Genomic DNA, 25,600 nt, shown 5'->3' on the forward strand with positions numbered 1-25,600 from the left:
ATCGGGCGACATCCGACCACAGTATGAAATCTCCAAGAGAAGAGCGACGATATGAGTTTTTTCGAATTAACAGGCTGGCCAGTTTTCGTGATGGTCGTTACATTGGCGGCGATTGTGCTTTTCGTGGCCGTGTTTCTCGTACCGCGGTATCGGAAGCCCGGCGCGTCCAGATACATCATCCAGTTCGTGTCGATAGCGCTGGTCACGATTCTGACCCTGTTGGTCATCTTCCTCAAGCTCAACAACGACAACCAGTGGTACGGCAATTGGGGAGACCTGGCCACGGGAGGGGACGGCGGGTCGGTCGCCACCCAAACGGCCGGGCTCACCGCTCCCACCCGAGCTACCGCCGCGGAACTACCTCACGCCCCGTTCACGAACACCCAACTCGATCCGCGGGGCAGTCAGCAGATCGGTGCGCAGGTGGATCCCTCTGCCACCGGCGGACAATGGGCGACTTTCGAATTATCGGGCAAGGAGTCGCAGGTCACGCAGCAAGTTACCGTTTGGTTACCCCCGTCGTATTTCACGGACAAGGATCGCGCATTCCCCGTCATTACAGCGTTCACAGGATTTCCCGGGAGCGTGAAGACCTACAGCAAATCCATGAATTTCGATCAACATATTAAGACTGCGGTGCGCGACTCTGCCGTGCGAGAACCCATTGTGGTAATCCCCGATGTCTTTCCCGGCAATCACGACACTGAGTGCGTGGACGGCAATCACGGAAAATACGAGACATTCGTGAGCCAGGACGTGGTCTCGTGGATTCGCGAGAACTTGCGAGTTTCCGATGATCCGCAGGCGTGGTCCACTTTCGGTTACAGCGCGGGCGGCTGGTGTTCGTCCATGTTCACCGTGCGCCATCCGGAGATCTGGGGAAACAGCATTAACATGGCCGGATATTTCGCCCCGGATTACAGTAAAGGTCAAGAATGGGTGACCGCAGACCCCGCGGGATACGACCTGGGCAAAGTAGTGGAAAAGAATAGCCCCGATGTGAATATCTGGTTCTTCACCGGCGGCGAAGATACCCCGGCTATCAAAGCGGTGGAGAAATTCAAGGAAACGGTGAAAGATCCCACGGGACTGGCTATTAATACGTCCCAGACCGGGGGCCACAGAGTTCCCCTGTGGACCGCACAGATCGAGACTTCTCTCAAATGGCTCGGCCAGGTGTCACCGTATTTCGCGGCACTGCGGTCATAGACCGGCCAAGCGCAGCGTGTGCCCTCTGGCTTCCGCCCACGCCGGGTGCTCGAGCACGGTCCACGCGTTGTGGTCCGCATCCTCCACCACGGTGAGCTCTGCCGGATCGCCCTTGTCCTTGGCAGCGGTGACATAGTCCTCGGCCTGGTGCGCCGGTATGAGCTCGTCCTCACCGCCCTGACACGCAATCACGGGGATGCCGATGGGTAGAAGCTCCTGTGGGGAGGCCTCCTCATACCTTTCGGGTTCCTCATCGGGTGTGCCGCCCATCAGGTTTCCCACCCGGTCGTTCGCGTCTTCGCGGAACGCGCTGTCCAGGTCGTACACGCCCGCCATGGACACGCAGCCGATCGGTTTCACCGTGGGATCCGCTCCGACTTGGCCTTCTTCGAGTTGCGATCTCGACGTCGCCCACGTGGCCAGGTGCCCACCGGCACTGTGCCCGAGCAGCACGACACGCTGGCCGTCGAGCTCCACCGGCGAGTGCTCCGCGAGGCGAGGGACGAAATCGACTCCCGCGGCGACGTCGTGCCCGGCCGCAGGCCAGCCCGCGCGTGCGGGACCGCGATCCCTCTGATCAGGGTGAATGGTGCCCCGATAGGCGATGGACCACACGGCTACCCCGTAGGAAACCAGGTCCGTGCCGATGTCCGTCATGTAGGACATGTCCGAGGCGTCTTCCCAACTGCCTCCGTGGATCATGACCACCACGGGCACCGCTTCGCTCACCGGTTCGCCGTTGTCCTGGACCGGGACCGCGAGCATTCCGTACTGCGTGCTCTCGTCCGATCCGTAGGCGATCCGCTGTAGTTCGGACACCCCGTACGACCCGGTGGTCTTGAACTCCGTGGTCACGCCGAGCTTCTCCGCGGCTCCGCACCCGGCGAGCACCGCGCCCGCGCCCAGCACGGTGAGCCCGAAGGCCCCTCGGATTACCGCGCGACGACTCACCTGCGCAGAGTGATCCGCCATGTCGCCCCCTTGATCTCAAAAACTTCCCCCGCGGATCACGCTACATGCCGCCGGTGTGGGATGCCCGTGCGAGGAATAAGCTGTGAGGTATCACCCAGCGCTTGGGCGCATCCTGTGCCCCACGGAGGCTCGTTCCGTTGCAGAAACGCCGCGAGGCTCCGCGCTTCGGAGGATCATCATGGCCACTGCGATGTTTCGGCGATTCAGGACCTGGTTGTTCAACGACCAGCCGGATCCGGCCGCCTATCACGGGCCGCATCAGCGCCCGCGCGAGAGCACCCGGACCCGTCCGTGGTGGGCCGTGATGTGTCTGTCCGGTGTCGACTACTTCTCCACGCTGGGCTATCAGCCCGGCATCGCAGCGGTCGCGGCGGGTTCGCTGGCGCCCATCGCCACGTTGGTTCTGGTGCTCGTGACCCTGTGCGGCGCGCTCCCGGTGTATCGGTGGGTGGCTGCGGTCAGCCCTCACGGCGCGGGGTCCATCCGCATGCTGGAGAAACTGCTCCCGCGGTGGAACGGGAAAATTGCCGTCCTGGTGCTCCTGGGCTTTGCGTGCACGGACTTCATGATCACCATCACCCTGTCATCCGCGGACGCCGCAACCCACCTGGTGGACAACCCCGTGATGCCGATGCACGGCACCGGTGCCAAGCTGTGGATCACGTTCGGGCTGATCACGCTCCTCGCGGCGGTGTTCCTCAAGGGATTTCGCGAGGCCATTGCCTTGGCCGTGTTCCTAGTCCCGATCTATCTGGCCCTCAACATGGCGGTGATGGTCGTGGGGTTTCAGCAGATTTTGGCCCACCCGGAGTTCCTCGCCGGATGGACCACCGCGCTGACCACCCAGCACTCCAATCCCTGGATGGCCCTGCTCCTGACGATCGTGGTCTTCCCGAAACTCGCCCTGGGCATGTCCGGCTACGAGACCGGGGTGTCCGTCATGACACAGATCCACCCGGGATCCACCGCCGGCGGCGGCAGCGCTACCAAGGCCGCGCATGACGTCGTCGACGGCGCCGACCCCAGCGACACGACACAGTCGGCCGGCCGCGGTCGCGACCACCCCGGCAAAGCTGACCATCACAGTGTCGCGGGCAAGCACGGTGCCGTTGCCGGACGCATCCGAGGTGCCCGCAAGATGCTCACGCTGGCCGCCGCAATCATGGCCGTGATGCTCCTGTGCTCATCCATGGTCACCACGCTGCTGATTCCGCCGCAGGAATTCGCCGCCGGTGGCGAGGCAAACGGGCGCGCGCTGGCCTACGTGGCGCACGAGTACATGGGACCGGTTTTCGGCAGCGCCTACGACCTGTCCACCATCTTGATCCTGTGGTTCGCCGGGGCCTCCGCACTGGCCGGAATGTTGAACCTTGTACCCCGCTACCTGCCCCGTTACGGCATGGCTCCGGAGTGGACTCGCGCCGTGCGTCCGTTGATTCTGGTCTTCACGCTGGTGGCCTTCATCATCACGTGGATCTTCGACGCGGACGTGGATGCCCAGGGCGGCGCCTATGCGACCGGGGTGTTGGTGCTCATGACCTCCGCGGCGCTGGCGGTGACACTGTCCGCGAGACATCACGGGCGGCCGCGCCTCGCGTGGGGGTACGGACTGGTCACCGCGGTTTTCCTCTACACAACCATCGCCAACGTGGTGGAGCGCCCGGACGGCATCAAGATCGCGGCGGTCTTCGTGGTCTGCATTCTGGTGATTTCCTTCGCGTCCCGCGTGTGGCGCGCCTCGGAACTGCGCATCACGGATCTGCGGGCCGATTCTGCCTTGCGCGCCTCGATGGTCACGGCACAGGGCCACGCCATCCAGCTGATCCCGCACAATCCCGACCCCTCCGACGCTGACGAGGACTACCGGGAGAAACTGATGACCGAGCGCCTGTCCCACGCCCTGGTGGAGGATGCGGACGTGTGGTTCGTGGAGGTCAAACTGCGGGATCCGTCCGATTTCTCCGACAAGGTGTCCTTGGTTTCGCGCACCGTAGGCTCACACCGAGTCATCCACGTGGACGGTTCCTCGGTCCCCACGTGCCTGGCGGGGGTGGCGTTGTGGATCCGTGACGAGACGGGCGTGCCACCGGATCTCTACCTCGAGTGGTCGTCAGGTTCACCCATCCGCAACTATCTCAGGTTCCTGCTCTGGGGCCAGGGCCAGACGGCGTCCATGGTCCACGAGATCTTGCGTCGCGCCGTGCCCGACGACGCCGCTCGCCCCGTTGTCCACGTGATGTAACGTGACGCGCGTGGTCTCGATCCCTCGGTCATCGGCAGTCGCTGATACCCCTCTTCTTGTCCGTGGTGAGCGCATATGACCATCCAGGAATATTTGGTCTCCACCCTGACCACCGCGGCGGGCGGCTTCGATCCCGCACCCATGCTCATCATGGCCGCCGCGTTGGGTGCCGGTGTGCGGCGTCGGCATGTTTTGGGTGCCACCACGTTGCTGCTGGGCGGCACGGCGCTCTGGGGTTTCGCGCTCACGCAATGGGTGGGGCGGCAATTGCTCGACATCCACTGGCACGAACTGGTCAGACAGGGCACCACGGCAGCGTGGATCGAACTCTCCCTGGGGTTGGCCCTTGCCGGTTATGTCGTGCTCAGAGTTCTTCGAGCGTCGCGTGACCGGGCGGAGGCTCGCGACGAGGATCGTGACATCGAGAAGCCCCGCTCAGCGTGGGGCCTGTACATCACTGCCGCGGTGTTCGTGGCCATTGTGATCTTCGATGTGCCGTTCGATCTGTTCGTGGCAGCGTCTGCGACCCAGGCTGCACCCGTCGCTGGAGCGGGCTGGGTGGCGTGGGCGCTCATCAGTCAGTTCCCGTTGACGTTGCTTGCCGTGGTGACGTTGGTCGGTCGGCAGCGCGGCGTGGCCGACACCATGACGCGGTGGTGGCGGGTCATCCAGCCCTATGCGTCGGTGGCCGTCACGGTGGCGCTGGCTCTCGCCGCACTGCTGTTGCTCATCGACTCGACGAAACTACTGGTGTTCGGCCAGTTCCTGGTTCCGTAATTTCCATTTCGACCGTGGTCCGGTGACGGCGCGCCAAGCCCTTCTGCCGTTTGGCCCCGTAGAGGGCGAGGAGCCCACCCACGATCACCAGGACGAACGCGACGAGTGCCGGCGAGCGGTAGCCGAAGCCCGCGGAAATTACCGCGCCACCCAGGACCGCGCCAATGGAGTTGGCCACGTTGAAGGCCGAGTGATTCAACGAGGCACCCAGCAACCGTGCTTCCCCGGCGGCGTCGATGAGCCAGCTCTGAATGGACGGCATGACGAATGAGTTGGCCAGACCCATGGCCAGTCCCGCCACGAAGATTCCCACAGGGTTGCCCACGAGTGCCCACACAGCCAGCATCACCAGGGCGAGCATCGGGAACCCGATGATCATGGATTGCTTGGGATAGCGGTCCGCGCTGATGCCGCCGGCGATATTGCCCACGGTCATGCCGATACCCACGGTGGCCAGTAACCACGGCACAGCCCCGCCGGGTAGGTATGCGAGTTCGCGACTCATCTGGGTGAGGTAACTGAAGATCGCGAAGAACCCACCGAAACCGATCGCGGCAACACCCATGACGATCCACACCTGCCCGTAGCGCAGTGCGGACATTTCTCCCCTGCGGCTGGACCCGGCAATGGGCCGCTGAGAGGGGACCGTGAACCACAGGGCAGCCACGGTCACCAGGAACACCACGGCCACGGCAACGTACGCCGCGCGCCAGCCATAAGCCTGACCCAGCGCGGTCATGGTGGGAACGCCCACCACATTGGCCACCGTGAGTCCGGACAGCGCGAGCGCCACACCCTTGGCCTGGTTGCCGGGGCCCATGACGTCCGCGGCGACCAGCGATGCCAGGCCGAAGTACGCACCGTGCGGCAGGCCCGCCAGGAAACGCATGACCATGAGGGTTTCGAATTCCGGCGCCACTGCAGAGGCCACGTTGCCCACCAACAGGGCCACCGCCATGACGAGAAGCATGGTGGTCCGGGACGCGCGAGCCACCAGAACAGAGATCAGTGGTGCGCCCACCACGACACCCAGGGCGTAGGCGCTGATCAACCAGCCCGCTTGGGCAATGCCCTGCTCGGGTGAGGCCGTGTACGTCTCCCCCAACATGTCCTGTGCGATCTGAGGCAACAAACCCATGGAGACGAACTCCGTACACCCGATACCAAATCCGCCCAGGGCAAGTGCGAACAGGGCGAACCTGCGGCGGGCGGGAGTCATCTCGGGCATACGGGCAGAACCTTTCGAGGGGTGGGTTTTGAGCACCGAGTATTGAGGTGCGTCTACAAGGGTGCCGGTTTTTGTTCGCCCCGTGAACTACTTGTGGTGCGATTCACCAAGAATCAGGCGCTCTCCGAGACGAAAATAGTAAGCAGTATTACTATTGGCATCATCACATTCAGAGCGGTCATGGCCCAGTTCAATGCTTAGGCCGTTCGAAGCCTGTCACCAGGCGAACTCCTTGGAGGAGTCTCATGAGCGCCCTAATGCTGGACAAGAAAAATGCTGTGATCTACGGAGGTGGTGGCGCTATTGGCGGTGCCATCGCACGAGTATTCGCCCGGGAAGGAGCGAGAGTCTTTCTCGCCGGTCGCACGCAATCCAAACTTGACGCTGTGGCCAGCGACATTGCCGCGGTAGGCGGTGCTGTCGAGACGGCCCAGGTGGATGTCTTGGATCCACAAGCCGTTAACGCGCACGCTGATGCCATTGCGGCTACGGCCGGGCGCCTCGACATTGCGGTCAACGCCGTGAGCATCATGCACGATCAAGGAAAAGTGCTGGCCGAACTCTCGGTTGAAGAATTCATGCATCCGATCGATGACTTCCTGAAGGCCAGCTTCATCACGAGCCAAGCTGTGGCACGCCACATGGGTGGCGACCGCCCCGGTGTCATCATTTCTCTGTCGGAACCCGGAGCCAAGCTGACGGTCGGCGGAATCCTGGGCCACGGCGTGAGCGCCGCCGGGAAGGAGGCCTTCTCTCGCCTGTTGGCCGCGGAGCTGGCACCCCGCAACATCCGGGTCGTGGACATCCGGCCTCATGCCGTGACCGATGCGCCGGAGGCCGATTCCTACACCCAGGAACTCTTCAAACCGTTCGCCGAGTCGGGTGGGCAAACCGTTCGCCGAGTCGGGTGGGCAAACCGTCCGGCAGTTCCTGGACGACGGCATGGCGCAAGCTACGCTGCTGAAAAGGCTGCCCACGCTCTCCGACGTTGCGGAGACAGCCGCGTTCCTGGCCTCTGATCGTGCGGGAGCCATCACCGGAACGGTCGTCAATCTGACGGGCGGGGCAATTGCGGACTGAACGTGTAATTCTCCCCAGCCCGTGTACGAAAGTTATCCACAGGTGTGGAGAACATTGTGCATATCCCGAACAACATGTACTCCACAGGGCTCCCAGAGCCTGGTTTTCCGGTATCCACAGGGTTGTTCACAGCTGTGGAATTACATGTTTGTAAGTTGTTAACAGGTGTGGACAACCCCTGTGGAGAACTCCGCTCAGCGACGCTTTCGCAGCCCCGGGAGCATCGTCAGCGACACGAGCGCGCCCACAATCAGTCCGCCCACGTGTGCCTGCCACGCGATACCACCCACCAAGAACCCGAAGGCCAGGTTGATCACGATGAGCACCACGATGGGCGTGATGTTGCGTTTGAAGTGGCGCATGAAGATGAACAGCGCACCGAACAGGCCGAAGACTCCACCGGAGGCCCCGATCACCAGCATGTTTGGCTGACCCAAGAACAGGACACCCAGAGACCCTCCGAGCACGGACAGCACGAACAGGACCAGCATCCGCCAGGATCCGAGCAGGGGCTCGAGCATCCGACCGAACAGGTAGAGCGTGTACATGTTCAACAGCAAGTGAATGGGTGATGGCATGGAGTGCACGAACCCGGAGGTGAGCATGCGCCACGGCTCGGACGTGGTGAGCACCGGGGCGTATCCCAGAATGGACGCCAGGTTGTAGGGAGTGGTCGCGTAGACCAGCCATTGGACGCCCCACACGGCCACGCACAGTCCGATGATGGTCCACGAGACCGGCATGCCGTCCCCGCGGCGTCGTCGTTGAATCCCGGGACCGCCGCGTCGCTCAGGCTGCTGCGGGCCGCGGGTCGGGTCATGCTGACCGGACGGGTGCTGCCCACCGGGACCACCTTGAGGACCCGAGATGTACTGGCCGTACTGCGGGGCAGGAACGGGCCGATCGCCCCACGGGTCTTGCCGGTCGTTGGGGTCCTCTTGAGGATTCTCGTTCATGTCTGCTCCCGTATATTCACTGGTCATAGCTACAACAAAGCCCACCCGATCAACGGGTGGGCTTTGTCTACGAAAAGACTATCGAGGTCAGAGCTGCTCGATATCGATGGAGGTGATCACGGCATCCTCCACGGGGCGGTCCTGACCGCCGGTACGAACGTTGTTGAGCTCGTCAACGACCTTCTTGGAATCCTCATCCACAACCTCACCGAAGATGGTGTGCTTGCCCTGCAGCCAGGTGGTGGGTGCGGTGGTGATGAAGAACTGGGAGCCGTTGGTGCCGCGACCGTTACGCAGACCCGCGTTGGCCATGGCCAACATGTACGGAGCGTTGAAGTTGAGTTCCGGGTGGATCTCGTCATCGAAGTTGTAACCGGGGCCGCCGATGCCCTGGCCCAGCGGGTCACCGCCCTGGATCATGAAGTCCTTGATGATGCGGTGGAACACGACGTCCTTGTAGAGGGGACCGTTCTGCTTCTCACCCGTGCGGGGATCGGCCCATTCCTGGGTTCCGTCCGACAGGCCGACGAAGTTCTTCACGGTCTTGGGTGCGTGGTTACCGAAGAGGTCCACCACAATGTCGCCGTGGTTGGTGTGGATGGTCGCCTTGTGCGTGGCAATAGCAGTCATGGTGTCATTGTGGCACGCTCCCCGGAGCGCGTCAGGGGCGCGGGGAGCCGTTCAGCGCACAGTGAAAAGCCCATGAATCCGCTGATTGAGCCCTCGTGAGCTACTAATAAGCCCGTATGCTGATTGTGGAGCTTTTTAATGTCACTACTTCAGGAGGGACACGTTATGAGCTTGTTCAAGAGCAAGAGCCAGAAGAAGGCCAAGCTGGCGCAGAAGGGTGCCGAGGCAAAGGTCGTGGACGCCGGCGCATGGCTGTCCAACGAAATCGGTCACTTGGGGACCAAGCTGCAGCACGGTGTCGAGACGGGCGCATCCGCCCTGGCCACCGGTGTTCAGTCTTCCGGCCCGTACGTTCAGGAGGGCCTGGGTAAGGCTCAGGAACTGGGCGGCACCGTGAAGGCACGCAGCGAGAAGGCCGCCGCTGCCGGTGCAGCCACCGCCGCACCGCTGGCCGCAAAGGCCGCAAAGAACACCGCCAAGGGTCGCGCTGCGGCTCAGGGCAAGTACGACGGCGCCGTGGCGGCTCTGGCCGCCAAGGTCGCCGATGCAGACACCTCGGATCAGTTCGACGCTCTGGTCACCAAGCTCACCGGTGACAAGAAGACCGTCAAGCGCATCCAGAAGGCTGCCCGCAACTCCGCCAAGGAGTACGCCAAGAAGCAGAAGAAGGCTCAGGGCGGCAATAAGGGTCTGTTGATCCTCGGTTTGATCGCTGCCGGTGCCGTGGCCGGCGTTGCCGCATGGCGCGCTTCCCGCCCGGTCCAGGATCCCTGGAAGACCCCGGCCACCACGTCCCCGCGCGTGTCCGCTTCCCCGGTCAACAACTCCACCACCGTGGCCGCAGGCCAGGGTGCCAAGGTTGACGACATCAAGGATCCGACCGCTCCGGTGAACGATCAGGGCACCACTTCCCAGGCTGCTCACCGCGCATCTGACGGCGCCAAGTCCGTCGCCGAGGATGCCAAGCAGACCGTCAACGAGGTCAAGGAACAGATCAAGGGTTCCAAGCCCGAGGACAACAACAAGTGATCTGAGCCAGCTCCGCGCTAGCTAGAAACACAGCGACGCCGCCGGGCCCCGAGAAGGGGCACCGGCGGCGTCGGCGTTTAAGGCCGTGGGGCACGACCCGGTGTCGCTAGGAAAAGGCGCCCGAGACGGTGTCCCAGACTTGGTAAATGCCCAGGATGCCGAACAGCACGGCGCAGATGACGAGCACGGCGTTCGTGAACATGCCGTTGCGCCAGTTCTTGGGGGTGCGCGAGGTGTTGAGCAGTCCCAGCAGTGTTACGGCAAGGAACGGCATGAACAATGCGCCCAGCACGCCGTACAGCAGAATCAGGAACACAGGCCGGTCCAGCAGGAGCAGAAGCATGGGCGGGAATGTGAGCCACAGCAGGTAGAACTTGAAGTACTTGCCGCCGTTGCGGGTGTCCGGGTGGTCCTTGGGACGGTTGCGAATGTTGCCCCAGTAATCGGCGAACATGAGCGAGACGCCGGACCACACGCCCACCACCGACGAGAAGGACGCGGCCCAGAAGCCGATCAGGAAGATCACACCGATCACGTCGCCGTAGCGTTCGCGCAGCACGGCGTCGAGGTCGAGCAGGCCGCGGTCGCCGGCGCTGATGGCGTAACCGGCGGAGTAGAGCACCTCAGCACCCACGACCAGCATGGCGAGCACAAAGATGCCGGTAATGGCATATGCCACGGCGTTGTCGAGCTGCATGACGCGCATCCAGCGGGGCTGGTGCCAGCCCTTTTCGCGCAGCCAGTAACCGTACGCCGCGAGAGTGATGGTGCCACCCACGCCACCGGCGAGTGCGAGCGTGTAAACCACGCCGCCCTGGGGGATCACGGGGATCAGACCCTTGAGCATCTCGGGGATGTTGGGCAGCGTGATGATCGCCAGACCCACCATGACCAGGAACATGATGCCCACCATGGCGGCGGTGATTTTCTCTACCGCGGCATAACGCCCCATCCACACAATGCCAAAACCGATCAGGCCCATCATGATGGCCCAAGCCCACAGCGGCAGGAACGGGAACAGCGCAGCCAAGGGAAGTGCGGATGAAGACATGGCGGTCGCGCCATACACGAAGCCCCAGATGAGGATGTACGGACCGAAGTACCAGGACGTCCAACGCCCCAGCGAGCGCCAGCCCTCGAAGATCGTGCGGCCGCTGGACAGTGAGTAACGGCCCGCGCCCTCCACCAGAACGATCTTCATGATGGTGCCCACGACCACCGCCCACAGCAGCGTGTAGCCGTAGCGGGAACCGGCGGTCAGGGTTGCAACCATGTCTGCTGCACCCACACCGGTGGCTGCAACGACCAGACCCGGCCCAATGATGCGCCACTTTTTGATCCGTTCCAATTGCTCATGAGGATTCACCGATGGATCCGGCAGAAAAGGTGTTTTATCGCGCATTCGGCTACTCCACTGACTTGGCAATCATGAGGGGGGTCACAGCAATTGTTCGTCAGTATTTCACGCGTTAACTGTTCGGGCGGATTGATACACCACTGTGGCAAGGAGGTTCTGCAATGTTTCTTACGCCAACGCCGCTCGAGCAGCCCGCCCCGCAAACTGATGCACGTTAGAACCAGAAAATCGGGTTTTTCGGGTCGCAACGTCGATCCCTTTGCAGGCCGGGCGGCGGGAGCGGTTCTACCGTCGACCAGGGTGAACCCACCGCGCCGAGCAAGGCGGCGACGCCAACCAGGTTGCACCCGGCACCAAAAAACCTCCGGGCCCCTGTCGCAACAGGAACCCGGAGGTTTTGATTGTGGAGCCTAGGAGATTCGAACTCCTGACATCCGCCTTGCAAAGGCGGCGCTCTACCAACTGAGCTAAGGCCCCGTATTCATTTGTGGCTCACCAGCAGGTGAGCCAAATCCCTTGACCGTTCAGTCGACGGGATCTACAGCTGAGTCCCATGCTTCGCGTTTGGCTTCTGCCTCGCGCCAAGCCTTGAAAGCTGCGACGGACAGACCTGCGAGTGCAGCCAGTGCTGCAATTCGTGTCTTCATCGCTACCTCCACACGATTTTACTCGTGAACTCAGTTGAGTGGGCGTACCAGGAATTGAACCTGGGACCTCTTCGTTATCAGCGAAGCGCTCTAACCGTCTGAGCTATACGCCCGTAGCACGGTCGACCAACAAGCTAACTTCTTGGTTGACCGAGCTGAAACTTTACCGGAGGTTTCCCCCGGCGCCAAATCGTGGACCGATCAGTCGTCGGTCAGGGTCACCCCGATACCGCCGATCAGTGCGGCCGCAATGTTGTACAACAGAGCTCCCAGCACGGACAGTGCGGTCAGCAGAATCACGTTGACCACGGAGATGATCGTCGCGAACAGCGCCACGTTGCCCAGGGAGAGGAATTCCTTGATGTCCGTGCCGCCGGCGTTGCCGCCAAGCATCGACAGCATCTCGTTGATGCCGTCGAACAGGCCGGTGAGGTTCAGCACGAGCCACAGCACCAGCGATGCCACGACCGTGATGATGCCCAGTGCAACGGAGAGCAGGAACGCGAGCTTGAGCACCGACCAGGTGTCGACCTTGGAGACCACGAGCCGCGCGCGGCGCACCTTGGCGCGGGGTGCGGGGCGAACCAGTCCCTTGTTGGACTGGTTCTGAGGCTTCTTCGCAGCGGGCGTGGCCTGCTTCTTCTCCGCGGTTGTGGTGCCGCCCTTGGCGGGACTCACCGAAGAGTTCTTCGCGGGCTTGGCGCCCTTTGAGGCTGAGCTTGCACTCATGCTTCACCTCCGTTGTCGTTGTTTTCCAACGCTACTGCATCGTCCGAGGTTGCCTCGACATCAATGCCCTGGTCCGCTGCGTCTTCCTGAGCTTCCTCGGGGACGACGTCGCCGCCCTCCTCCGCCTCGGAATCAACCTTTTTCTCGATCTCTCGTTCGGCGTTGTGAGCAACTCCGACAATGTGATCCGAGGGACCAGGTTTGGCGAAGATCACGCCCATCGTGTCGCGCCCGCGAGCGGGAACCTCTGCCACGTTGGAACGGACCACCTTGCCACCGGACATGACCACGAGGACCTCGTCCGCTTCGCCCACGATCAGACCGCCCACCAGGCCACCTCGATCATCGGCAAGCTTGGCGACCTTGATGCCCAGACCGCCGCGGCCCTGCACGCGGTACTCGCTGACCGCGGTGCGTTTGGCGTAGCCACCCTCGGTCACCACGAACACGTACGCGTCGTCGGTAACCACGTTAGCGGACAGCAACTCGTCACCGTCGCGGAATTTCATGCCGGTTACACCGGAGGTCGCGCGACCCATGGGACGCAGGGCGTCGTCGTCGGCGGTGAAACGCAACGATTGGCCCAGGCGCGAAATCAGCATGATGTCGTTCGCGGGAGTGGCAAGCATGGCCAAGACCAGCTCGTCGTCGTCGCGCAGGTTGATGGCGATGACGCCGGCGGTGCGGTTGGTGTCATAGTCCGAGAGGCGCGATTTCTTGACCAGGCCGCGGCGGGTGGCGAGCACCAGGTACGGAGCGTCCTGGTAGGTGCGCAACTGCATGACCTGCGCGATGCGCTCGTCCGGCTGGAACTCCAGCAGGTTGGCCACGTGCTGGCCCTTGGCGTCGCGGCCGGCTTCGACCAGCTCGTACGCCTTGGCGCGGTATACGCGACCGAACGTGGTGAAGAACAGGATCCAGTTGTGCGTGGTCGTGACGAAGAAGTGCTCCACCACGTCACCGCCGCGCAACTGTGCGCCCTTGATGCCACGGCCACCGCGGTGCTGCGAGCGGTACTCGTCCGAGCGGGTGCGCTTGACGTACCCGTCGCGAGTGATGGTGACGACCACTTCCTCTTCGGGAATGAGGTCTTCCATGGACATGTCGCCGTCGTAACCGAAGAGGATCTCGCTGCGGCGATCGTCACCGTAGTGGTTGACGATCTCGGCGAGCTCCTCGGAGATGATCTCGCGCTGGCGGTCCTCGGACGAGATGATCGCCTGGTACTCCGCGATGAGTCGCTCGAGCTCCGCGTGGCGATCCTGGATCTTCTGACGTTCAAGGGCGGCCAAGCGGCGCAGCTGCATGTTGAGGATCGCCTGGGCCTGGGGCTCGTCGATGTCGAGCAGCTCCATGAGCCCGTTGCGGGCTTCTTCCACGGTGGGAGAACGGCGGATCAGCGCGATGACTTCGTCCAGGGCGTCCAGTGCCTTGAGGAGCCCGCGCAGAATGTGCGCTTCTTCCTCGGCCTGCCTGAGGCGGTACCGGGTGCGACGCACAATGACTTCCATCTGGTGCGTGACCCAGTGGTGCACGAACGCATCGAGGGACAGGGTGCGCGGCACACCGTCCACGAGCGCCAGCATGTTCGCGGAGAAATTCTCCTGCAGCTGGGTGTGCTTGTAGAGGTTGTTGAGCACCACCTTGGGAACGGCATCGCGCTTGAGCACGATCACCAGGCGCTGACCGGTACGACCGGAGGTCTCGTCGCGCATGTCCGCGATGCCCTGCACGCGGCCGTCCTTGACGAGGTCAGCGATCTTCACGGCCAGGTTGTCCGGGTTCACCTGGTACGGCAACTCGGTGATCACCAGGCACGTGCGACCGTGGATCTCCTCCACATTGACCACCGCGCGCATGGTGATGGACCCGCGACCGGTGCGGTAAGCGTCCTCGATGCCCTTGTGCCCCAGGATCTGAGCTCCCGTGGGGAAGTCCGGACCCTTGACCCGCTTGATGAGCTCTTCGAGCAGGGTCTCGCGATCCACGGTGGGGTTCTTGAGGTACCACTGCACGCCGTCCGCCACCTCGCGCAGGTTGTGCGGCGGAATGTTGGTGGCCATACCCACGGCAATGCCGGAGGAACCGTTGACCAGCAGGTTGGGAAAGCGCGCCGGCAGGACGGTGGGTTCCTGCTGCTTGCCGTCGTAGTTGTCCTGGAAATCCACGGTGTCCTCGTGGATGTCCCGGACCATCTCCATGGCCAGCGGCGCCATCTTGGTCTCGGTGTAACGCGGGGCCGCAGCGCCGTCATTACCGGGCGAACCGAAGTTACCCTGGCCCAGCGCGAGCGGGTAGCGCATGATCCAGCCCTGGATCAGACGCACCAGGGCGTCGTAGATCGCGGAGTCACCGTGCGGGTGATAGTTACCCATCACGTCGCCGACCACGCGCGCGCACTTGTTGAAAGAACGCTCGGGGCGGTAACCGCCGTCGAACATCGTGTAGATCACGCGGCGGTGCACGGGCTTCAAACCGTCGCGCACGTCCGGCAGCGCACGGCCCACGATCACGGCCATGGCGTAGTCCAGGTACGAGCGCTGCATCTCGGTCTGCAGGTCCACCTGCTCCACGTGGTCGCCGCTGCTCACGACGACGGCGCCCTCGTTCGTTTCGAACTCAGCCGAGTTCTCGGGGTCGACCGGGACGTTTCCGTCCGGAGTCTCGTCACTCATGCGTTGCTATCCGTTTCTTCTCAGATCCCACAATTCACCGTTCATGCCGCATACGGAATATGCGGTCGACATCATGTACTAGATGTCGAGGAAGCGAATGTCTTTGGCGTTCTGCTGGATGAATTCTCGGCGGGACTCCACGTCCTCGCCCATGAGCACGGAGAACACCTGGTCAGCCGCAGCGGCGTCGTCCATGGTGACCTGCAACAGCGTGCGGTGCTGCGGGTCCATGGTGGTGTCCCACAGCTCGGTGTAATCCATCTCGCCCAGACCCTTGTAGCGCTGGATACCGTTGTCCTTGGGCAGACGCCGGTTGTTGGCCAGGCCATTGGCCACGGCCTGGTCACGCTCGGCGTCCGAGAACACGTACTCGTGAGCGGCGTTGGACCACTTGATGCGGTACAGCGGCGGCTGCGCGAGGTACACGTACCCGTGCTCGATGAGCGGGCGCATGAACCGGAACAACAGCGTGAGCAGCAGCGTGGTGATGTGTTGGCCGTCCACATCCGCATCCGCCATGAGCACGATCTTGTGATAGCGCGCCTTCTCGATGTCGAAGTCGTCGCCGATGCCCGCGCCGAACGCGGTGATCATGGACTGCACCTCGGCGTTGGACAGCGCACGGTCCAGGCGCGCCCGCTCCACGTTCAGGATCTTGCCGCGCAACGGCAGGATGGCCTGGTGTGCGGGATCGCGACCCTGCACGGCCGAACCACCCGCGGAGTCACCCTCCACCAGGTAAATCTCGGACAGGGTGGGGTCCTTGGACGAGCAGTCCTTGAGCTTGCCCGGCATGCCACCGGACTCCAGCAGACCCTTGCGGCGCGTGGTCTCACGTGCCTTACGCGCGGCCAGGCGCGCCTGGGACGCGTAGATCGCCTTGCGGATGATCTCCTTGGCCGAGGACGGGTTGCGTTCGAGCCAGTCACCGAACAGGTCGAACATCTCGCGCTGCACGAAGGTCTTGGCCTCGGAGTTGCCCAGCTTGGTCTTGGTCTGACCCTCGAACTGGGGTTCGCCCAGCTTGATGGACACCACCGCGGTCAGGCCCTCACGGACGTCGTCGCCGGTGAGGTTCTCATCCTTGTCGCGCAGCAGCTTGTTCTCACGCGCGTAGCGGTTGATCAGCGTGGTCAGCGCGGAGCGGAAGCCCTCTTCGTGCGTGCCACCCTCGTGGGTGTTGATCGTGTTGGCGTAGGTGTGCACCGACTCCGTGAACGCGGTGGTCCACTGCATGGCCAGTTCCAACGACATTTTCTTGTCTTCGTCTTCCACTTCCAACGCAATGACGTCGTCGTGGATCAGATCCGCTTTCTTGGAAGCGTTCAAGAAGGTCACGTAGTCCAGCAGACCGCGGTCGTACTTGTAGACAACCTGCAGGTCACCGTTCTGGTTGGTGTGGGTCTCTCCATACGCGGCATTGACGGTGCCGCCGTCCTGACCCTCTACCGGTTCCTCTTCGGTGACCTTGTTATCGGACCCCGCGATCTCTTCGCCCGTTTCATCCTGGCGGCGCTCGTCCGTGAGAGTGATACGCAGGCCCTTGTTCAGGAAGGCCATCTGCTGGAAGCGAGCGCGCAACGTCTCGAAGTCGAAGTCAACGGTTTCGAAGATCTCGGCGTCCGGGTAGAACGTCTGGGTGGTACCGGTGTCCTCGGTGGCCTCGCCTTTTTCGAGCTGACCCTGCGGCACGCCTCCGTTGGCGAAGTTCATGCGCCATTCAAAACCTTGACGGCGCACCACGGTGTTCACTCGGGACGACAACGCATTCACCACGGAAATACCCACACCGTGCAGACCGCCGGAGACGGCGTACCCGCCGCCGCCGAACTTGCCGCCGGCGTGCAGGATGGTCATGACCACTTCAACGGTGGGCTTGCCCTCGCTGGGGTGCATGTCCACGGGGATACCGCGACCGTTGTCGGACACGCGCACACCGCCGTCTGCCTGCAGCGTGATCTCGATGTGATCGCAGTAGCCGGCGAGTGCCTCGTCAACCGAGTTGTCGACCACTTCGTACACCAGGTGGTGCAGTCCGCGAGGCCCGGTGGAGCCGATGTACATCCCCGGACGTTTCCTGACGGCCTCCAGGCCTTCCAGAACGGTGATATCGCTGGCACCGTATTCGTGCTGTAGGGGATCCTCTGTAGCCACGGGGTCTCCGGTCCTCCTGCGTAATCGACGTAGATCGATTGGTCGGCCCGCATGAATACAGCCGATGAGACAGCGCGCGGCTCATCGGCTGGCGGGACAAAAAGATCTTGTTACCGCAATTCTACCGGATAAAGCGCTCAACGGCCCGCAGACGCCCCGAGGGGCCGATCTGATGGGGGACCACATGAGCCGGGGGTGATTCCGAGATTTACGGCGTCTACAGCCTCATCCGGGACATGAAACGTTGTTATCCGTACGTATCGCGGGGTCCGCGGCCCTGCACGGTCCACCGGCCCTTCTTCCAACTGGGCCCCACGGGCCCCTGGATATCGAGCTTGGTCACGATGCCCTCACCCAAGCGATCCGCGAAAGTCCGCAGGATCTGGGACTGCATGAGGCGCAGCTGCGTGGCGTACGCGGTCGAGTCGCAGCGCACGCGCACCACGGTGTCCTCGAAGCTTTCGGGCCACGTGTGCTCGGCGTTGCGGGCGCCCACCAGTGACGCCCAGTCTGCCAACACGCTGCTGACATTCACCGGAGTTTTCCAGCCACGGTGCACGATCAGCGAATCCACGATGTTGCCCAGTTTGCGCGGATCCCGCGCCGACTTTCCGGGTCCGGAGTAACCGCCCATCTGCCGGGCATCCACGGGGCTGTTGTACCGCTGCTTGAGCGCCGGGGATCCGGTGCCATCCTCCATCGCCTGCCCGAAGAACTTCATGTTCTTGGCCGCGGCCGCCTTGGACAGTCGCGAATCCCCGCGTTCCTGGGCCGCTCGGCGCACACGCTGGAGAGCGGATGCTGCTGCGTCGACGACGTCGTCCCGGCTCGGATCAGCCATGCTCGCCTCGATCGCGTGGGGCCTCGGCGACACCTGACTGCTCCCCGAGCCCTTGGCTAGTGGGAATTTGATCAACCGGTGCCCCGCCCGCCATGGGTTGTTCGGCCTGCATCCGCTCGGTAGTGGGCTGCCCTGTAGCTGCGGCCGGGCCAAGTGCAGGGGAAACCGTGACCTGAACTTCGCCGGGGCTCACGCGCACCACCCGGTGGGGGTTTTCGCGCAAAGCTGGCGGAAGGTCCTCGTCCACCGCGGCTGTCACTAAAACCTGCTCGGCCTGTCGCACCAGCTGGGCCAGCTTCTGTCTGCGCCGCGCATCCAGTTCCGCGAATACGTCGTCCAGGATCAACACTGGTGCCGCGCCCTCGTTGGGGTCGTCGGCCACGTGGACATACCAGGACCCCAACCGGAGGGCGAGGGCCGTGGACCATGTCTCGCCGTGAGAGGCGTAGCCCTTGGCAGGGGTGTCGCCCAGAGAAATCACCATGTCGTCGCGGTGCGGTCCCACCAGGGTGATCCCGCGTTCTTGTTCCTGTCGCGCGACCCGTTCGAAGGCCTGAAGCATCAGCTCGTAGAGGTCTTCCACGGAGAAATGTTCCAGCGCTGCGGCGTCCGAAGAAGGATCCAACGACGAGCACTCGTAGCGCAGCTCTACGTGCTTGGGTCCGTCCGTGAGTTGCTGATAAGCCCGGTCCACCTCGGGTTCCAGCGCCTTGAGCAGCTGTAACCGGGCGCCCATGACGGCGGCGCCGGCCCGCGCGAGTTGTTCATTCCACACGGCCAACGTGGCCTGGTGGGATTCCGAGTTCTGGCGGGAGTAACGAGCCGATTTCAGCAGTGCATTGCGCTGTCTCAGAGCTCGTTCGTAATCACTGCGAGCGGCCGCGAGCACCGGACGCATGGAAGTTGCCAAATCATCCAGGAACTTCCGCCGATGCCCCGGATCGCCCTTGACCAAGGTCAGGTCCTCCGGGGAGAACACCACGGTGTGAAGAATGCCCACGGCTTCCCGTGCGCGCACCGCAGCGGCCCGGTTGATCTGTACCCGATTGGCCCGACCCTCGTTGAGCTCGAATTCCAGAACCGTTTGCTGGCTGGCGCGACGGACCCGAATTCTCACGATGGCTCGCTCGGAACCGGTTTTGATCAGTGGGGTATCGCTGGCCACTCGATGGGAAGACAGGTTGGCTGCCCAGTCGATGGCCTCGACCACGTTGGTTTTGCCCACACCATTGGGACCTACGAAGACGGTCAGCCCGCGGTCCAGGGCCAGATCGAGACTTGCGTAGGTCCTGAAATCCAGCAGGGACAGGTGGTCTACGAACACACGATCACTGGTTGGGCAACCGCACCGGCATCAGCAGGTACTTGTAATCCACGTTGTCCTCGCCGTCCTGCTCTGCCTGGGCGGAGAGAACCGCGGGCTTGGGTGGAGCAGTGAAAGAAAACCGCACGTACTGAGAATCGAACGCGTGCAGGCCCTCCGACAGGTAGGTGGGATTGAACGCCACCGTGATGTCGTCTCCGTTCAGCTGAGCGTCCAGGACCTCGGAGGCCTGGGCGTCCTCGCCCGTGCCGGCGTCCAGGGCGACCTGACCCTGGGTGAAAGCCAGACGAACCGGGGTGTTGCGCTCAGCAACCAGGGACACGCGGCGAACCGCTTCCACCAAATCGGCGGTCTTCACCGCGGCCGTGATGGGGGTGTTCTCGGGGAACAGCGACCGAATCTTGGGGTATTCGCCGTCGATCAGGAGACTGGTGGTTCGGCGCCCCCCGGACTCGAACCCGACTAGTTCCGCGTTGTCCGCCAGTGCCACGTTCACATCACCGGAGGCGCCGAGGGTCTTAGCGATGTCGTTCAGCGTTTTGGCCTTGATCAACGCAGCAGTGGAGATCGTGGGATCCGAGGGGCGCCACGTGAGCTCACGCATGGCTAATCGGTAACGGTCGGTCGCGAGCAATGTGATCTTCTCGCCCTCGATCTCCATACGGACACCGGTCAGGATCGGCAGGGTGTCGTCCTTGGACGCGGCAATGTTGACCTGGCCTACGGCATGGGCGAACTCGTCACCGGTGATGACACCCGAGAGCTCGGGAAGGGCCGGCAGCTGCGGGTAGTCATCGACCGGCATGGCCGCGAGATTGAACTTGGACGACTTACACGTGAGCGTGACTTTTCCGCCGTCGGCTTCGACCTGGACGGGTGCCGAGGGCAAGGAACGGCAAATGTCCGCAAGAAGCCGACCGGAGACCAGGGTGGTGCCTTCTTCCTGGACATCGGCACTGATGGTCAGGCGAGCAGAGATCTCGTAGTCAAAGCTTGCGATCGACAGTGATCCGTTGTCGGCCTTGATGAGGAGTCCGGAGAGTACGGGTACCGGCGGGCGTGGTGACAAGGATCGTGCCGTCCATGTGACTGCTTCAGCCAGTACGTCGCGCTCGACGGAGAACTTCACGGCAATGCCCCTTTGGTCTAAAAAATGTGTAACTCGCCGTGTGCATCGTATCCGCCTTGAGCGGCGAGTATCGAGCCCGCAGCACTGCGGTGGAGTGCGGAAATTTGTAATTACAGGTTCTCGACCGGGCTCGAGGCGGGCCGTGCGGGGCAAGATTTTTGTTATTCGGTGGATTTCTCTTTAAGGGTAAGAGTGTTAATAACCCATGTGGAAACTGTGGATAACTGCCTGCTTCCCGCTGTTTGAACGGTTCGAGCCTGTTGACGTCCTGTGCTTAACTTCGGGTCCGTCTGTGGTCGCTCAGTGCACAACTTCCGCGGTATTCCGCGGGATCCACAGGGTCGTCCCCCGAACACGGATGCTTATCCACCGAAGCACGAACGTTGTCCACAAAGTTTTCCACATTGGCTGATTTCAGGTTGTGCACAACCCGTCCACACGGCCACCGGGAACTGTGCATGGAGCGTCGTCGTCACTGGTCCTGAGCGGTGCGAAGCTGTGGACAAATCACAAAAAGAAGGTCCCGGCCAACTGGCCGGGACCCTGAAGAATTGTCGAAATGCGAACTCAGCCCTCGCGGGACTGCTGCTTGATGCGGTTGGTCAACTCGGTGACCTGGTCGAAAATCTGACGACGCTCGGCCATCAGGGTGCGAATCTTGCGGTCCGCGTGCATCACCGTGGTGTGATCGCGCCCGCCCAGTTCCTGGCCGATCTTGGGCAGGGACATGTCCGTGAGTTCGCGCAGTAGGTACATCGCGATCTGTCGCGCGGTCACGAGCGTGCGGGTGCGGGACTTGGACTTGAGCTCGTCCAGGGTGATGTTGAAGAAGGCAGCGGTCTGACCCAGGATCGAAGCGGCCGTGATTTCCTGCCCGCCGTCCTCGGTGATCAGATCCTTCAGAACCAGCTCGGCCAACGGCAGGTCCACCGCTTGCTTGTTCAGCGATGCGAAGGCGGTGACGCGGATCAGCGCGCCCTCGAGCTCGCGAATGTTGGTGGAGATGTGCGAGGCGATGTACTCCATCACGTCATCGGGGGCGTCCATACCCTCACTAATGGCCTTCTTGCGGAGGATCGCGATACGCGTCTCCAACTCGGGCGGCTGCACATCGGTGATCAGACCCCACTCGAACCGGGACCGCATACGCTCGGCAAAACCGGTGAGCTGTTTGGGCGGCATGTCGGAGGTGATCACGATCTGCTTCTCGTGATTGTGCAGAGCGTTGAACGTGTGGAAGAACTCTTCCTGCGTATGTTCCTTGCCGGCAAGGAACTGGATGTCGTCGATCAGCAGCATGTCCACGTTGCGGTAGATGCCCTTGAACGAGGAACCCTCGTCATCACGAATCGAATTGATGAAGTCGTTGGTGAACTCTTCGGAGTTCACGTAGCGCACGCGCAACTTGGGGTAGAGCCGCTTGGCGTAGTGCCCGATGGCGTGCAGCAAGTGGGTCTTACCCAGCCCCGAATCCCCGTATATGAACAGCGGGTTATATGCCTTGGCCGGCGTTTCTGCCACGGCAAAGGCCGCGGCGTGGGCGAAACGGTTGGACTGGCCGATCACGAACGAGTCGAATACGTACTTGGGGTTCAACCGCGCGGAACTATCCCATTCGGCATCCGAGGGGCTGGTGTCCGTTCCATTAGTGGTGCTCAGCGGTTCACGCGGCCGCGCGGGAGGCGCCGCCTGCGGATCTCGACGCGGGGGCAGATCGTCGTAATGACGCGTGGTCGATTCCGCGGCCATGGTGTCGGTCAGCCCGCTCGGCATCGGACTCGGGTGATCGGTACGCGGCACATCCACGCCGGGGGTGGGAGGTGCGGTGGGGGTGCTGCGGTTACGTTCGGCCTCGAGCTCCTCGATCGAGGGAACTTGTGAATCAACAGCCGGCGCGGGAGCCTCGTTCTCCGGCGGGGTCAGTCCGAGTTCGGTGTCCACGACAAAGGCGACCAAAGTCTCGGGGCCGAAAACCCGGCCCACGGCCTCGTCCAGAACGGCCGCCATGCTGCGGTGCTGGAAGTACTCGCGGGTGCGCTCGTTGGGGACGGCCACCAGAAGGGTGGTACCCATGAGGCCCTGGGGCTCGGACAACGAGATGAAGCCCCGGGACCGGCCCGTCACGCTGGGATGTTCCTTCATGTACCGGACGCATTCGGCCCACTGTTGGAGCAGGGGCTGATTGTCCTGGTGCATGAAATTCTCCTGACGGTAGCGGCGGGTCGAGGCTAGTTTTCCACAGAGTTATACACAGCAGTGGATAAACCAGAGTGGGGGAACCCGTAACGGACAGCCTAGAACATGCATCACGGCACTTCATAGCCCCATTCAGCCATTGTGGAGAACTACAACCTTGTAGTTCGCGCCTGGGGATAACCTCGTTCACGGGCGTCTCCCGGGGCGCTTGTCCACACGATCCACAGCTTGTGAATTCACACCTGTGGAGAAGATCGTGACGAACCCCTGATTTGACCGGGGGCGGGCGATTGACTACTGTAAATCAGTCTTGTGCGTTTATGCTCGGGCCTTTCTGCCGTGCCTACGCACCCAAATACCTACCGCGTGCCCATCCCGTGCAACCGCACGGTTCAAGCACCGTTGTCCCAACCTTGTGGAGTGACTAATGACCAAGCGGACTTTCCAGCCGAATAACCGCCGTCGTGCCCGTAAGCACGGCTTCCGCGCTCGTATGCGCACCCGCGCAGGCCGCGCCATCCTGAATGCCCGCCGTGGCAAGGGTCGCGCTTCTCTGTCGGCCTAAGTTGTAGAGGCTTCGCACCGTGCTGCCAGTCCAGCATCGGATGCGCACCTCGGCGCAGTTTTCTGCAACCGTACGTTCCGGCGCCCGTAGTGGACGCCGGAACGTCGTCGTATCCGTACGCGTGAGTGAGCAGGACCAGCCGACCCGCGTGGGATTCGTGGTCTCCAAGGCCGTGGGTAACGCGGTGGTTCGCAACAAGGTCAAACGCCGGTTGCGAGAGCTTGCCGCTGACACGGTCCGATCGCGTCCCACCGGCCACGATGTGGTCGTGCGGGCCCTACCCGCCTCGGCGGGTGCGGCCTGGAGCGAACTTGGCGACGACTACCGGGGCGCGTATTCGAGCGCGGTCCGGAAGGCCGGATAGCAACAGACTTCGGCATTGCCCAGGGCAATGCCGTACCGTTCGATGTGCAAGGTATTGGAGGAGGCGCACACGTGGAAGACCGGGTGGAAGCCGACGCTCTCCTGAACCGAGCGCCTCACGAGTACCGCAGGGCGCACAGTGCACTTGGTGCCATCAAGTACGCCCCGCAGAACCTGTGCATTGCACTGCTCAAACTGTATCGATCCATTGTGTCCCCGCTCTACGGGGATGTGTGCCGTTACTTCCCGTCATGCTCGGCCTACGCACTCGAAGCTTTCACCGTTCACGGTGTGGCTCGCGGACTGGGGTTGAGCGTCAAGCGCCTGTTGCGCTGTCATCCTTGGGCGGCGGGCGGAATCGACCGAGTTCCGGACGGTGGGCGAGAGTTCCACTCGCTGTCCGAAACGCCGAAAATCATGCTGCTCAACCACCCGAACCTCGCACGTGAGACCACGTGCGACCGCCCAGGTCACCACCACGGCGTGACCCAAGGAGCCAACGTTCGATGAATTTCTTCGACATCATCCTCTTCCCCTTCAGCTGGGCCGTTTCGGCGGTGCTGTGGGTCTTCCACGAACTGCTCACCGCCATTGGCATGGACCCGACTTCGGGTATCACCTGGGTGTTGTCGATCGTGGGTCTGACCTTGGTGATGCGTACGCTCACCATTCCCTTGTTCTTGAAGCAGATCAAGTCCATGCGAGGCATGCAGGAACTGCAGCCGGAAATGGCCAAGCTGCAGGCCAAGTACAAGGGCAAGAAGGACCAGCTCTCACGCCAGGCCATGGCCGAAGAGCAGATGGCCCTGTACAAGAACCACGGGTCCAACCCGTTCTCGGCGTGCCTGCCCATCCTGGTGCAGATGCCCATCTTCTTCGCCTTGTTCCAGGTGCTGCGCTCTGTCCCCGAGGCCGCCGGTAAGGGCGAGTCGATCCACGTTCTGACCCCGCAGCTGGTCGAGCAGTTCAACGCGTCCACCATTTTTGGCGCTCCCCTGTTCTCCACCCTGATGCAGCCCGGTGCCGGCAACCACACCGCGACCGTGGTGCTGGCGATCGTGATGATCGTGGCGATGTCCGCCACGCAGTTCATCACGCAGAAGCAGCTGACCGTGCGCAACATGAGCGATGCTGCCAAGCAGTCGCCCATGTACCGCCAGCAGCAGATGATGCTCTACCTGTTCCCCTTGGTCTTCGCGATCGGTGGCATCAACTTCCCGCTGGGTGTGCTCATCTACTGGACTGTGTCCAACCTGTGGTCCATGGGCCAGCAGTGGTGGGTTATCCGCAACAACCCCACCCCGGGTTCCCAGGCCGAGCGTGAGCTCAACGAACGTCGTGCCGCCAAAGGTCTGCCCCCGGTGGGCGTGACCAAGGAAGAGCACGAGGAGAAGCTGGAAGAGCAGCGTCAGCGCGCGGCCGCGGGCCAGCGCAAGCAGCCCGTGTCCAAGAAGCGTCAGAAGCAGCGGCAGATCCGCAAGAAGCAAGGGTCCTGAG

The 25,600-nt window shown here is 62.6% G+C and carries 23 protein-coding genes and 2 tRNA genes; 10 read left to right on the forward strand and 15 right to left on the reverse strand.

The window, feature by feature from the left end; all coding sequences use genetic code 11:
• Positions 1–90 precede the first annotated feature (90 nt).
• Entirely contained in the window at positions 91–1,209 is a 1,119-nt protein-coding gene (locus EWV37_RS04840) for an alpha/beta hydrolase (RefSeq protein WP_238663068.1), read from the forward strand.
• On the opposite strand, the gene EWV37_RS04845 is transcribed toward EWV37_RS04840, so the two are convergent.
• Positions 1,204–2,181: an alpha/beta hydrolase family protein gene (locus EWV37_RS04845; protein WP_095797218.1), complete on the reverse strand. Its 978-nt coding sequence runs from the start codon at positions 2,179–2,181 to the stop codon at positions 1,204–1,206. The two genes, EWV37_RS04840 and EWV37_RS04845, sit on opposite strands and share 6 nt — an antisense overlap.
• A gap of 178 nt (positions 2,182–2,359) precedes the next feature.
• Here EWV37_RS04845 and EWV37_RS04850 point away from each other — a divergent pair, with 178 nt between their 5' ends.
• Together EWV37_RS04850 and EWV37_RS04855 are read left to right on the forward strand one after the other, a co-directional pair.
• The gene (locus EWV37_RS04850; protein WP_129700167.1) at positions 2,360–4,423 is read left to right on the forward strand and encodes an APC family permease; all 2,064 of its coding nucleotides are present in this window, start codon (positions 2,360–2,362) and stop codon (positions 4,421–4,423) included.
• A 75-nt stretch (positions 4,424–4,498) separates the two neighbouring features.
• Positions 4,499–5,200 carry a hypothetical protein gene (locus EWV37_RS04855; RefSeq protein WP_095797216.1) on the forward strand — a complete coding sequence of 234 codons (702 nt, stop codon included), beginning with the start codon at positions 4,499–4,501 and terminating at the stop codon, positions 5,198–5,200.
• Here the strand turns inward: EWV37_RS04855 and EWV37_RS04860 are convergent.
• Positions 5,151–6,428 carry an MFS transporter gene (locus tag EWV37_RS04860; protein ID WP_129700169.1) on the reverse strand — a complete coding sequence of 426 codons (1,278 nt, stop codon included), beginning with the start codon at positions 6,426–6,428 and terminating at the stop codon, positions 5,151–5,153. The two genes, EWV37_RS04855 and EWV37_RS04860, sit on opposite strands and share 50 nt — an antisense overlap.
• 245 nt (positions 6,429–6,673) lie before the next feature.
• Between EWV37_RS04860 and EWV37_RS04865 the strand changes: the two genes are divergently transcribed.
• Positions 6,674–7,447, forward strand: coding sequence for an SDR family NAD(P)-dependent oxidoreductase (locus EWV37_RS04865; protein ID WP_202976186.1), 774 nt, complete (start codon positions 6,674–6,676; stop codon positions 7,445–7,447).
• Positions 7,398–7,508 carry a hypothetical protein gene (locus EWV37_RS15845; RefSeq protein ID WP_369066531.1) on the forward strand — a complete coding sequence of 37 codons (111 nt, stop codon included), beginning with the start codon at positions 7,398–7,400 and terminating at the stop codon, positions 7,506–7,508. The genes EWV37_RS04865 and EWV37_RS15845 overlap by 50 nt, the downstream gene beginning before the upstream one ends.
• 194 nt (positions 7,509–7,702) lie before the next feature.
• On the opposite strand, the gene EWV37_RS04870 is transcribed toward EWV37_RS15845, so the two are convergent.
• A complete protein-coding gene (locus tag EWV37_RS04870; protein ID WP_238663069.1) occupies positions 7,703–8,464 on the reverse strand; it encodes a rhomboid family intramembrane serine protease in 762 nt (253 codons plus the stop codon).
• 87 nt (positions 8,465–8,551) lie between these two features.
• A complete protein-coding gene (locus EWV37_RS04875) occupies positions 8,552–9,094 on the reverse strand; it encodes a peptidylprolyl isomerase (RefSeq protein ID WP_095797213.1) in 543 nt (180 codons plus the stop codon).
• Between the two features lie 165 nt (positions 9,095–9,259).
• On the opposite strand from EWV37_RS04875, the gene EWV37_RS04880 reads away from it, so the two are divergent.
• Positions 9,260–10,123 (forward strand): hypothetical protein, encoded by an 864-nt coding sequence (locus EWV37_RS04880; RefSeq protein ID WP_129700171.1) that lies wholly within the window; start codon positions 9,260–9,262, stop codon positions 10,121–10,123.
• Between the two features lie 106 nt (positions 10,124–10,229).
• Here the strand turns inward: EWV37_RS04880 and EWV37_RS04885 are convergent, their stop codons facing one another.
• The 11 genes from EWV37_RS04885 to dnaA all read right to left on the reverse strand — a co-directional run bounded on the left by EWV37_RS04885 (position 10,230) and on the right by dnaA (position 23,175).
• Positions 10,230–11,525, reverse strand: a complete 1,296-nt coding sequence (locus tag EWV37_RS04885) for an Nramp family divalent metal transporter (RefSeq protein ID WP_095797211.1) — start codon at positions 11,523–11,525, stop codon at positions 10,230–10,232.
• Between the two features lie 359 nt (positions 11,526–11,884).
• Positions 11,885–11,957 (reverse strand) — tRNA-Ala (locus EWV37_RS04890).
• Between the two features lie 47 nt (positions 11,958–12,004).
• Entirely contained in the window at positions 12,005–12,127 is a 123-nt protein-coding gene (locus tag EWV37_RS15755) for a hypothetical protein (protein ID WP_259914116.1), read from the reverse strand.
• 39 nt (positions 12,128–12,166) lie between these two features.
• Positions 12,167–12,240 (reverse strand) — tRNA-Ile (locus EWV37_RS04895).
• Between the two features lie 88 nt (positions 12,241–12,328).
• On the reverse strand, positions 12,329–12,856 hold the full coding sequence (locus EWV37_RS04900) for a DUF3566 domain-containing protein (RefSeq protein WP_095797210.1): 528 nt from the start codon (positions 12,854–12,856) through the stop codon (positions 12,329–12,331).
• Entirely contained in the window at positions 12,853–15,531 is a 2,679-nt protein-coding gene (gene gyrA, locus EWV37_RS04905; RefSeq protein ID WP_129700173.1) for a DNA gyrase subunit A, read from the reverse strand. The genes EWV37_RS04900 and gyrA overlap by 4 nt, the downstream gene beginning before the upstream one ends.
• A 78-nt stretch (positions 15,532–15,609) precedes the next feature.
• Entirely contained in the window at positions 15,610–17,685 is a 2,076-nt protein-coding gene (gyrB, locus tag EWV37_RS04910) for a DNA topoisomerase (ATP-hydrolyzing) subunit B (RefSeq protein WP_095797208.1), read from the reverse strand.
• Between the two features lie 247 nt (positions 17,686–17,932).
• Positions 17,933–18,526, reverse strand: a complete 594-nt coding sequence (locus EWV37_RS04915; RefSeq protein WP_095797207.1) for a DciA family protein — start codon at positions 18,524–18,526, stop codon at positions 17,933–17,935.
• Entirely contained in the window at positions 18,519–19,850 is a 1,332-nt protein-coding gene (recF, locus tag EWV37_RS04920) for a DNA replication/repair protein RecF (RefSeq protein WP_238663070.1), read from the reverse strand. Before recF ends, EWV37_RS04915 begins: the two co-directional genes overlap by 8 nt.
• 4 nt (positions 19,851–19,854) lie before the next feature.
• A complete protein-coding gene (gene dnaN / locus EWV37_RS04925; RefSeq protein WP_095797206.1) occupies positions 19,855–20,979 on the reverse strand; it encodes a DNA polymerase III subunit beta in 1,125 nt (374 codons plus the stop codon).
• Positions 20,980–21,546: 567 nt separating this feature from the next.
• Positions 21,547–23,175, reverse strand: a complete 1,629-nt coding sequence (gene dnaA / locus EWV37_RS04930) for a chromosomal replication initiator protein DnaA (RefSeq protein WP_129700175.1) — start codon at positions 23,173–23,175, stop codon at positions 21,547–21,549.
• Positions 23,176–23,602: 427 nt separating this feature from the next.
• Between dnaA and rpmH the strand changes: the two genes are divergently transcribed.
• The 4 genes from rpmH (at position 23,603) to yidC (ending at position 25,599) form a co-directional block, all read left to right on the forward strand.
• Positions 23,603–23,740 carry a 50S ribosomal protein L34 gene (rpmH, locus tag EWV37_RS04935; RefSeq protein WP_095797204.1) on the forward strand — a complete coding sequence of 46 codons (138 nt, stop codon included), beginning with the start codon at positions 23,603–23,605 and terminating at the stop codon, positions 23,738–23,740.
• 19 nt (positions 23,741–23,759) lie between these two features.
• Positions 23,760–24,104: a ribonuclease P protein component gene (rnpA, locus tag EWV37_RS04940; RefSeq protein WP_095797203.1), complete on the forward strand. Its 345-nt coding sequence runs from the start codon at positions 23,760–23,762 to the stop codon at positions 24,102–24,104.
• Between the two features lie 71 nt (positions 24,105–24,175).
• On the forward strand, positions 24,176–24,613 hold the full coding sequence (gene yidD, locus EWV37_RS04945; protein ID WP_095797202.1) for a membrane protein insertion efficiency factor YidD: 438 nt from the start codon (positions 24,176–24,178) through the stop codon (positions 24,611–24,613).
• Complete coding sequence (yidC, locus tag EWV37_RS04950) at positions 24,610–25,599, forward strand: membrane protein insertase YidC (protein WP_129700177.1); 990 nt, start codon at positions 24,610–24,612, stop codon at positions 25,597–25,599. The genes yidD and yidC overlap by 4 nt, the downstream gene beginning before the upstream one ends.
• Position 25,600: the final 1 nt, after the last annotated feature.

Source organism: Kocuria carniphila (genome assembly GCF_004136555.1).
GTDB classification, from domain to species: Bacteria; Actinomycetota; Actinomycetes; order Actinomycetales; family Micrococcaceae; genus Kocuria; species Kocuria carniphila.